Below are 9,155 nucleotides of genomic sequence, written 5' to 3' on the forward strand. Positions count from 1 at the left end.
CGTTGCTCCGACTCGTCTCGGCCCTGCTCCAGGAAACCAGTGAAGTCTGGGAAACCGGAAAAGTTTACCTCAACATGGAATGCCAAACCTAGCCCTCAGTTTGATGCTCAACAAATTTACAGAAAAAGAATTGCGCCGCCAACTTTTATTTCAACTTCGCCAGCCGGTTGACAACCCTCATAGGTGCTGGAGCGCGCTGGTTCGCCGTCTCGTTCATACACCTCGAATCTTCCGGACCCAGTGCCAACTCCAAACCCACTCGGCAAGGGCAAAGGTCACGACTAACAATGAAAGAAAACCAAAACGAATCAGGAACAAATCCCACTCCGTCGGTGATCTAGGACGATGGAAGATGATAAGTGCAGCTCCCGCCCAGAACGCCAGCACTGCAATGCCAGTGGTGTGGGCAATACGTCCGCCGTCCAAAACCAACATGGCAAAGATGCTGAGAAAGCCCTGCAATATTAAAGCGTCGAAGATGGCGCGTCTGTAACTAGAGGCGATTGGAAGTGTAATCATGATGTGCGAACTGGTCTAACAGATAGGATGAGCGACTGGAGTCTTGTTTATCGCTTTCATAGGTTCATAACCTTAAATCCTGACTTTAGGCTTGTCCAGTCGGGAGATTCTGAAAGGCTGCGGGTTCTTTTTGAACCAGGAAAAGCAACAACGGAAAGGTTGCTGAAAACAATTCCGCGTTCTGTTTCAACGCGTCGTAACCTTGCTCAGGAACTCGCGGGTGCGCGCGTGTTGTGGATTAGAGAAAATCTGTTCGGGCGGCCCGCATTCGGCGACGCGGCCCGCGTCGAAGAAGACGACGCGGTCGGCCATGTCGCGTGCGAATTGCATTTCGTGCGTCACGACGATCATGGTCATGCCTTCCTCGGCAAGCTGGCGCATCACGCGCAAGACCTCCTCGCGCAATTCCGGATCGAGCGCGCTGGTCGGCTCGTCAAAGAGCATGACCTGCGGTTCCATCGCCAGCGCGCGGGCGATGGCCACGCGCTGCTGTTGTCCGCCGGATAGTTGAGCGGGATAAGCATTGGCCTTTTCTTCGAGGCCGACCTTCAACAGCAACTCACGCGCAAGCGTGTCGGCGTCACGTCGCGCCACGCGCTTCACCACGGTCGGCGCTTGGGTGATGTTTTGCAGCACGGTGAGGTGCGGAAACAGGTTGAACTGTTGAAACACCATGCCCGCGCGGATTCGCAACTGGCGTTGGCGCTCGCGTTCTTCGCTGGTGCGCGGTGCGTGTCCACCCTCGATGGTCACGTCGCCGATGGTGATGCGGCCGGCGTCGGCGATTTCAAGTTGATTGAGGCAGCGGAGAAAGGTGCTTTTGCCGCAACCGCTTGGCCCGATGAGCACCACGGCCTCACCGCGTTCCTGCGCGTGGTCGATGCCGTGCAGGACGCGGTTTGAGTTGTAGGATTTTACGAGTTGTTCAACGGCGATCATAGCACAGTTTCTTTTCAAGCCGCCTCGCGAAGATCGAGGCGGGATAGCTCAAGACGAGATAAATCCCCGCAGTCATCAACCCCAGCCCGATGTAATCGTAGGTGGACATCGCCAGCATCCCATAAACCTTGGTCAGTTCCACCATCGTGATGACGGAAACGATTGACGAATCTTTGAACATCGCAATGAAGTCATTGGTCACGGGTGGAATCACAAGGCGCAACGCTTGCGGCAACACCACGCGTCGCAACGCCTGCCAGCGGCTCATCCCCAGCGCGTGCGCGGCTTCCGTCTGACCGGGCGGAATCGCCTGGATGCCGGCGCGATAATTTTCGGCTTCGCTCGCGGCGTAGTTCAAACCCAATCCTAGAATTCCCGCAAGGAACGCGTTCAAGCGGATCCCAATTTCCGGCAGGCCGTAGTAGATGAGGAAAAGTTGTATGAGCAGCGGCGTGCCGCGAAAGATTTCGACGTAAGCCTTGGCGAACCAACGCAACGGAGCAATCGCGTAAAGCCGCACCAGAACCACGATCAAGCCGACGACAATCGCAAGCGTCATCCCGAGGACAGAAAGCTCCACTGTCGTCACCGCTCCGCGCAGAAGCAGCGGCAGATACTTCGGCCATTCGCGAAGGGTCGAAATGGATTTTCTTTGGACGACGATCTCGGGTTGGTAATCCTTCAAACCGATCTGTCGTTCGTCCCACACGCCGTATTCTCGGTAAATGCGCTCCAACGTGTGATCCTGCGCGAGTTCTTCGATGGCTTGGTTGATCGCTGCGAGCAACGTCACATCCGGTTTGCGCACGCCGATGCCGTAATAGCCGGGTGCGAATGGGTCGCCGGAAAATCTCAGCGTGGAATCAGGCTTCGCGTAATGAAGCGCGATGGGCAGGTCGAGCACCACGGCTTCGATGCGCTGCGCTTTGAGGTCGCGGAAACTCTCGACGTTGCCCGGATAAATCCGGATGTCCACGCCGCTTATCTTTTCCACGAGCCGCTGGGCCGCCGTCCCTGACAACACACCCACCGATTTGCTCTTGAGATCATCCAGACGCGTCAATCCCTCCGTCTCTTTTCGAGTAACGATTTGTTGCGCGTAAACAAAGTAAGGCCGCGACATCGCAATGTGCTGCTGATTGTCGATTGTGAGTTCGAGTCCGTTGAGAACGATGTCGAAGTTGCCGCGTTCGAGAGCGGGAATGAGTTGATCCCACTGGTTTTGCACCATCCGGGCTTTGACCCCGAGCTTCGCGGCGAGTGCTTCCGCCAGCTCCACTTCGAAGCCGATGAGCCGCTCCGGCTTTTGTGGGTCAGGATAAACGTAAGGAGCGCCGCCTTCGGCGTCCGCGCCCCAAAGCAACTCGCCACGAGTCCTGATGGTTTCCAGAGTGTCTGCGGCAAAAAGGCGGGTGGGCCTGCTCGCCAGCAGGAGAACTCCTACCAAACTGCAAAGAGCCACGCGTGACAAACGCGCTGCGTTTCTCATTAACGTCGCAGCATAGCACGAATTGAAGAATTCAAAAATAATTTCTGAGGTCCGGTGCGGCGAATGATCCGCCACCAATCACTTGCCCGCCGACTCGCGGCCCGCCGCCACGCAGAACAAATGTCTCTCGCCGCGAAGCAGGAGACGGTTCGCAACCGGCACCGGTGAGGCGATGATGCGCTCGCCCATGTCCTTCTCCGCGAGGACTTCGAACTTGCCTTCCACGCGCGCGACAAACACAACCCCGTCTTCACGCGCGGCGTAGATTTTCCCATCGGCGACTGCCGGCGAAGAGTAAAAACTGGAACTGCCCTTGGGCAATTCGCCGGTCCAAAGCGTCTTGCCGGTGACGGGATCAAGGCACTCGACTTCACCGCGATCGCGCGCCAGATAGACGCGGCCTTTGTATTCAGCCGGCGTTGGCACAAACGTGCCCGTGTCTTCCCTTTTCCAAATCCGGTGCGTGGCGGTGACATCGCCGCTGCCGCCGAGTTTGATTCCGCGCAAACGGGTTCCGCGACCGTACGGAACCACAACAACGTCACCGGCGATCACCGCCGAACCGACGGTTGGCCAGTTTCTTTTGGCTTCGGGGTTGAAGTCGCCACACGACCAGAGAATTGTTCCATCGGCGGCATCGTGCGCGGTCAGATGTTCCGCGCCCCAGACCAGCAATGCTTCCTTGCCTTTGTGCTTGATGAGAATCGGCGTGGCGTAGCTGTTGTCGCCTTCGACGGGTGTCGCGTAGTTGCGCGACACCTTCCAGTGGAGTTCGCCCGTGAGCTTGTTGAATGCAGCGAGATAGGATTCGCCGTGGTGCATCATCGTCGCCACCACGTCCTTCTCCGTCACAACCGGGCAGGTGCCGTAATCCCAGTAATGCGTGTCTTCGCCATACCGTTCCAGCAGGTTGACTTTCCACCGCAGTTTTCCGTTGAGGTCCAGCCTCGCAAGATTGCCGCTCTTGAAGTAAACAAAAATTCCCTGGCCATCGGTGGTCGGGGAGGAATTGCAACCGGAACCGTTGCGATGTTTGCCCGGCTTCTCGACTCCAACTGTTATCCTCCACAGCGGTTTGCCCGACCAATCGAACGCGAGCACTGCATCCTGTCCGTCCACCGGCGCGGTAAGGTAGATGCGATTGTTCCAGACGATGGGCGTGGAGCAACCTTTGCCCGGCAACGGCACTTTCCACAACAGGTTCGTCGTTGCATCCCACTTGGCGGGGTAGGTGCCGAGTTCATTGCTCCCATTGTCGTGCGGGCCGCGCCAGCGCGGCCAGTTGGAATCGCTCTGTGCGACGGCACAGACGCCGGCGACCAGAGTCAGGAAGGCCAGACCAAAGCAATTCCTACGGCGGCGCATAATGGATTTGGGTTGTTGTCAGGATTCAGGTTGGCGGAAGGGAGAGGATTCGAACCTCCGGTAGGATTGCTCCTACGCCTGATTTCGAGTCAGGTGCCTTCAACCACTCAGCCACCCTTCCATTTAGCCTGATTTTATTGAGTATATTTGCTTTTCAGCAATCTTTCAAGTTGCGTTTTCTATACTGCGGTTCTATACTATATTCATGAATGGCAATTCATCCGAAAATACAGACCCGCGTTGGCAAAAAACGCCCGTGGCCAATCTCGTGCGCCACGTTCAATCAGGCAACTACTATGCCCGAATCCGCGTGCGCGGCAAGCTGATTTGGAAATCCCTCAAGACCGACCGAATCAGCGTCGCCAAATTGCGCCTGGGTGACTTTCACAAGGAGGAACGGAAACGCGCTGACGCGCACAAAGCTGTTGCGCGAGGCAAGATGACTTTCGGCGCCGCGCTGGAAACCTACCGCGAACGTCTCAAGGGCGACTACTCGCTAAAGGAGCGAAGCAAGACCTTTCGGGAAGAACGCATTACTGCGCTCCTGAAATCGTGGCCGGAGTTGGACCAGACCGACGTTGCCCAAATCTCCAAAGCCGATTGCCTCGCGTGGGCTGCCCGGTTTGGAAATACCGCCAGCCCGTCGGCGTTTAACAACACCGTGGGCACGTTCAAATTGGTCTTGGACATTCCCGTTGAAGCGGGAGCGCGATACGACAATCCCGGCACCCACATCAAGCGAAGAAAAATCCGCCAGAAAGTCCTGCATCTGCCGAGCCAGGACAAATTTCCTGAACTGGTTGCGACCATTCGCAAAGCTGACGGCGCATGGGGCAGGAAATGCGCCGACCTCGTTGAGTTTCTCGCTTACAGCGGGTGTCGGAAAGGCGAGGCGGCCCGCATTGAAGGCCAGCATTGCAGTTTTGAGAAGGCTGAAATAACGGTTTTGGGCGACCCCGTGACCGGCACCAAGAATTGGGAGATTCGCCGAGTGCCGATGATTCCCGACATGCGGCGGTTGCTTGATCGCATTAATAGCGAGCGAGGTGAAAAGGAGTTTTCGGCCACTCCGCTCATGCGGGTGCAGGAGTGCCAAGGCGCGATCAACACGGCCTGCAAGAAATTGGGGATTGCTCGATTTACCCATCACGACTTGCGGCACTTGTTTGCTACCCGCTGTATCGAATCCGGCGTGGACATTCCGACCGTCAGCCGCTGGCTTGGCCACAAAGACGGCGGCGCGCTGGCGATGAAAACCTACGGTCACTTGCGCGATCAGCATTCGGCAAACATGGCGCAAAAGGTTGTATTTTCCGAACCCGCATCAAACGTTCCCCCGCTTCAACTCAACGGGAATGGCACGCAGAACGGTCACGTCTCAACGACCGCAACGCCCGAGAAGGCGACGGTTGCAGTGGCGAAGGCGAAATACAGTTATCCGTGGTGGGCGTCGAAAAATCCGGTGGAAGTCTTTTGGGGACAACTCAACGAGGACGTTCAGATTGTGCCTCTGGAGAAGTTCCACGAGAGTGCCAAGCAAGCGATGAATCGCGAAGTTTTTCCTGACGAATTTGCCGACCGCGAATCGCTCAAAGAGGAATTCATCGAAAGGATTTCCAAAGCCACGCTGGTTCTAATCAAAGGCAAGATTCAGGCGAAGCAGGCGGAAAAAGCAGCCTGAAAGCGAGATGAATGACTACCGGGTGGAACCTAAAACGACTGCTAACCTTCACTGCGAGCGTTTCCCGCCTGATCCCTGCTGGACTGCCAGGCGATCGAGGTGCCGTAAGAAATCTCCCACGTGGAAAAGGGTTTTGCCCTTTCTCGCTCCAGGCTCCCTCAGGTTGACCACGCGGACATGGGACCTGGCCGTTCCTCCGACCGCGAGCATAGTATAAAGGTGTGTATGCCTCAGACCTGTGTGCGGACACACTTTCCCGTTGGGCGGGATGGCCGCGTAACAGTTTGGGTATTCAGAACCTCCAGCATCCTCCACGGCAATTTCAAGAGTTTTAGTCGTCATAAAGTTTTTATGCTTGGCCGCCATTTTATGAAACGCCCGATCCCTCCGGCAATAAAGCGGTATTCGAAGAACAATTAGACGTATAACCAGCCTGCCGAACTGCGAACAAAACCAGTTCTGCGCTCAAACCCAAGCTCCAATGGCGCGGTCAACGCCTATCATCGCTCGAACGCACAAAGACTCGATTCCGTCGTCAGGTGTTTGCAAAGCCAAGAGTTACCCAGTGTCGGAAACCACGCGAGATTGTGCAGAGAGGGTAAGAATGTCAGGGGCTAAAAACCATCCCCTCGCGTGGTACGCAGAATCTAAAAGGGATAGCTGTCGGTCACGGCGCTGCTCGCCGAAAGAAGCCCAAACCTGCGCGACCTCTTTCACGCGAACGAATGCGACCCGAGCAAGGGGTTCTTACGACCCCCTGCGTGACTGAACTTGGATCTAAATTGATTCCTGCCGAAGAAGCAGGGTGGTAGCGACGCGAGCCGAACGTTTTCGACTCCGCATCAGAGTTGTCACCGGAGAAGTACTACTAATTGGGTCCTCGTCCGACGCCGGTTGCGGTTGCCATTTTTCGGCGGGCGAAGAGCCCACTCCTTGGCGTCAGCCCTGAGTTTTTCGATTTCCGGTCCAGAGAGCCATTTCTCGGCAAGCGCGTCCAAGTAACCTTGCGCACGCTCCCAGCGGAGTTCATCTCTGTGCGTATCCCGATAGTGCCAAGTCAGAGCGATCAACTGGATGCGGTAATTCGCCTCTTTGCAAACTTTTTTCCACTCGTTGTGAAATGTGCAGGTGGCCATTGCGTGCAACCGCGGACAGAAATACGGAGTCGTCTTTGGCAAGGAGCGCAAATGCTGCAGCACATCCTCTGACAATCTTCTCCTCAGCGTGCAATTGCTGAGCTGGGGTTTAAGCGCAATCCAATCCTCAACGAGGCCGTCTGGCCCCAGGTGGCGGCCAGTGGACGATTTGATACCCGCTTGATAGGCAAGTTTAACGACAGTCACCCACTCCGGATCCACCCTCGCTGCCCCGCCCAATAGGGCCCGGAATTCTTCATCCGTCGGCAGGGATTTGACAAAGTACCTCATTGATTTTCAGCAACGACCAAATTTCCGTTGTTGTTCTTCCACGCCACCGGGACACGGGGCATTAGATTGATCTTTTTACGTCTGGCCGCGATCACTTCGGGGTCGTTATCATGCTGATAATGCTTCAGGGCTTGGTCTGTGCTATCGCCCAGTTCGGTCTTCTGCTCCTCATCGTTGGCGCCGGCGGCACCAAACCAAACATTGGACGTGTGCCGGAAGGAATAGAGCGTCTTCTGGCTGAATTCGTGGCGGCGGTTTTCTCCCTTGGCTTTCAGCTTATCGACCTCCGCTGCTTTGAGGATTCGGGAGAATTCTTGCGAAAGGTGCTTTTCCGCCTTGTGGGCGAGGTTGAAACACAAGTAGTCGTCCGGCGCCAATTCCTTTTCGGCGAGCATGTCATTCAGGTAAGAAAGCAACCCGTCATGCATTGGTTTTGGCTCCCGCTTCCGGTTGAACCCGGCGGTTTTTGACGACTTGACCTTCATGGTTCCCCTTTCCAGGTCAATGTCGCGGCGCTTGACTCGGGCCGCATCTTCCGGCCGCATGGCAGTGTAGAGCATGACCAGGAGGAACGTCGTCCATTCGCGCGCCAGCTCACCCATTATCTCGAGCGCTCCGAAAATTCGGACGACTTCCGCGAAGGCGAAGGGCAACCGCTCTGCAGTATCGGCCGCTTCCTGTTCCAAGCCCCCGGCGACGCTGACGCCGGTGACTCGCTCTATCTCTTTTCCGAGCGACTGGAGATAAATTACATCGTTGTTGACCGTGCCGGGTGCGTAAGAAGCGAGTCGGCGATTCAGAACAAACGTGTCGAAATGCTCGCCCAGCACGTCGTGGAGGGTTTTCCTGGCAACCTGCCCAAAGTGCTCTATGAGTTCCCCGATCAGGTTGCAGATCTTCAACACTCTTCTGGGGCAAAGCCGATTCCTGATGGCGTGTTCCCAAGCCCAGGCTACCAGGAATACAGCCGGCGGGACACTGCTGTTCTGCTGGAGGACCTTCCTGACACGATGCTTCAACCGGGCCTCGAATTCTTCCTCCTTCATGCTCCCTCTTTCCCGGGCCTCAATGTCGTCAGCGATTTCCCTGGCCTGCTTTTTATTGTCGGCCCTTCTCTGAGGCAGATCCTCGGGAGCAACGCCTTCGGGTTCCACCAGAATCTCCGTGGAAAATTCGAACTGCGTCCCATCCTTTCGGCGGCCTCTGCCCATCCAGTACTTCGAGGTGCCTGGTGGCCTCAAGCTGGCCATAACGTCCGCCTTTCATCCCCACAATTTCCCCCACAGCCGGCATGGTTTAAGACCATCGTCATGGTTTTTAATGGGTGCCTCGATTTTTCTGTGTTCACGTAATGCATGGAAATCAACTGTTTAGCGTTTTGTTTTGCGCCAATCTGAGCATCGTGAAAGTCACCCTTTGCGTCGGCCGCCTCTTCGGCCAGTGCGTCAAAGCCGAATAAAATCAGGGCTTTCCTGCTATCCGGTCGCCGGTTCGGCACGAGTGTCCCCACAAAATTCCCCGCAGACGGGAAATCCGGGCACCATGGTTCGTACAGTCCGTGACCCACCGTGCGGTCATCGATTGACTGCTGCGCGTGAGGGGTCACGGGTTGGCCAGTTGGAGAAATTTCCAAAAGTTGTGGACGGCGGGGGGTGGAAAAAAGGCATCCTGAGGGGGACAAAAAAACCTGCTGCCATCACACGATGGCGGCACAACCCTCAGGACACCTATGGAA

Annotated in this window: 7 protein-coding genes and 1 tRNA gene; 2 read left to right on the forward strand and 6 right to left on the reverse strand. The window is 56.2% G+C overall.

Annotation, left to right across the window (positions count from 1 at the left end; all coding sequences use genetic code 11):
* Positions 1 to 213 precede the first annotated feature (213 nt).
* From HY298_20150 to HY298_20170, 5 genes are all read right to left on the reverse strand, one after another.
* Entirely contained in the window at positions 214 to 519 is a 306-nt protein-coding gene (locus HY298_20150; protein ID MBI3852576.1) for a hypothetical protein, read from the reverse strand.
* Positions 520 to 705: 186 nt separating this feature from the next.
* On the reverse strand, positions 706 to 1,458 hold the full coding sequence (locus tag HY298_20155; protein ID MBI3852577.1) for an amino acid ABC transporter ATP-binding protein: 753 nt from the start codon (positions 1,456 to 1,458) through the stop codon (positions 706 to 708).
* Positions 1,445 to 2,947, reverse strand: coding sequence for an ABC transporter permease subunit (locus HY298_20160; protein MBI3852578.1), 1,503 nt, complete (start codon positions 2,945 to 2,947; stop codon positions 1,445 to 1,447). The genes HY298_20155 and HY298_20160 overlap by 14 nt, the downstream gene beginning before the upstream one ends.
* Positions 2,948 to 3,025: 78 nt before the next feature.
* Positions 3,026 to 4,312, reverse strand: a complete 1,287-nt coding sequence (locus tag HY298_20165) for a PQQ-binding-like beta-propeller repeat protein (GenBank protein MBI3852579.1) — start codon at positions 4,310 to 4,312, stop codon at positions 3,026 to 3,028.
* 31 nt (positions 4,313 to 4,343) lie between these two features.
* Positions 4,344 to 4,433: transfer RNA gene (locus tag HY298_20170), tRNA-Ser, on the reverse strand.
* 84 nt (positions 4,434 to 4,517) lie between these two features.
* Here HY298_20170 and HY298_20175 point away from each other — a divergent pair.
* The gene (locus tag HY298_20175; protein ID MBI3852580.1) at positions 4,518 to 5,993 is read left to right on the forward strand and encodes a site-specific integrase; all 1,476 of its coding nucleotides are present in this window, start codon (positions 4,518 to 4,520) and stop codon (positions 5,991 to 5,993) included.
* A gap of 1,423 nt (positions 5,994 to 7,416) precedes the next feature.
* Here the strand turns inward: HY298_20175 and HY298_20180 are convergent.
* The gene (locus HY298_20180; GenBank protein MBI3852581.1) at positions 7,417 to 8,106 is read right to left on the reverse strand and encodes a tyrosine-type recombinase/integrase; all 690 of its coding nucleotides are present in this window, start codon (positions 8,104 to 8,106) and stop codon (positions 7,417 to 7,419) included.
* 129 nt (positions 8,107 to 8,235) lie between these two features.
* On the opposite strand from HY298_20180, the gene HY298_20185 reads away from it, so the two are divergent.
* On the forward strand, positions 8,236 to 8,772 hold the full coding sequence (locus HY298_20185; protein MBI3852582.1) for a hypothetical protein: 537 nt from the start codon (positions 8,236 to 8,238) through the stop codon (positions 8,770 to 8,772).
* Positions 8,773 to 9,155: the final 383 nt, after the last annotated feature.

Source organism: Verrucomicrobiota bacterium, assembly GCA_016200005.1.
Taxonomy (GTDB): domain Bacteria; phylum Verrucomicrobiota; class Verrucomicrobiia; order Limisphaerales; family PALSA-1396; genus PALSA-1396.

Coding starts and splice junctions, on each gene's coding strand:
- HY298_20165 (MBI3852579.1), bottom strand. CDS start 4,312: ATGCGCCGCCGTAGGAATTGCTTTGGTCTGGCCTTCCTGACTCTGGTC.
- HY298_20160 (MBI3852578.1), bottom strand. CDS start 2,947: ATGAGAAACGCAGCGCGTTTGTCACGCGTGGCTCTTTGCAGTTTGGTA.
- HY298_20150 (MBI3852576.1), bottom strand. CDS start 519: ATGATTACACTTCCAATCGCCTCTAGTTACAGACGCGCCATCTTCGAC.
- HY298_20185 (MBI3852582.1), top strand. CDS start 8,236: ATGCTCGCCCAGCACGTCGTGGAGGGTTTTCCTGGCAACCTGCCCAAA.
- HY298_20155 (MBI3852577.1), bottom strand. CDS start 1,458: ATGATCGCCGTTGAACAACTCGTAAAATCCTACAACTCAAACCGCGTC.
- HY298_20175 (MBI3852580.1), top strand. CDS start 4,518: ATGAATGGCAATTCATCCGAAAATACAGACCCGCGTTGGCAAAAAACG.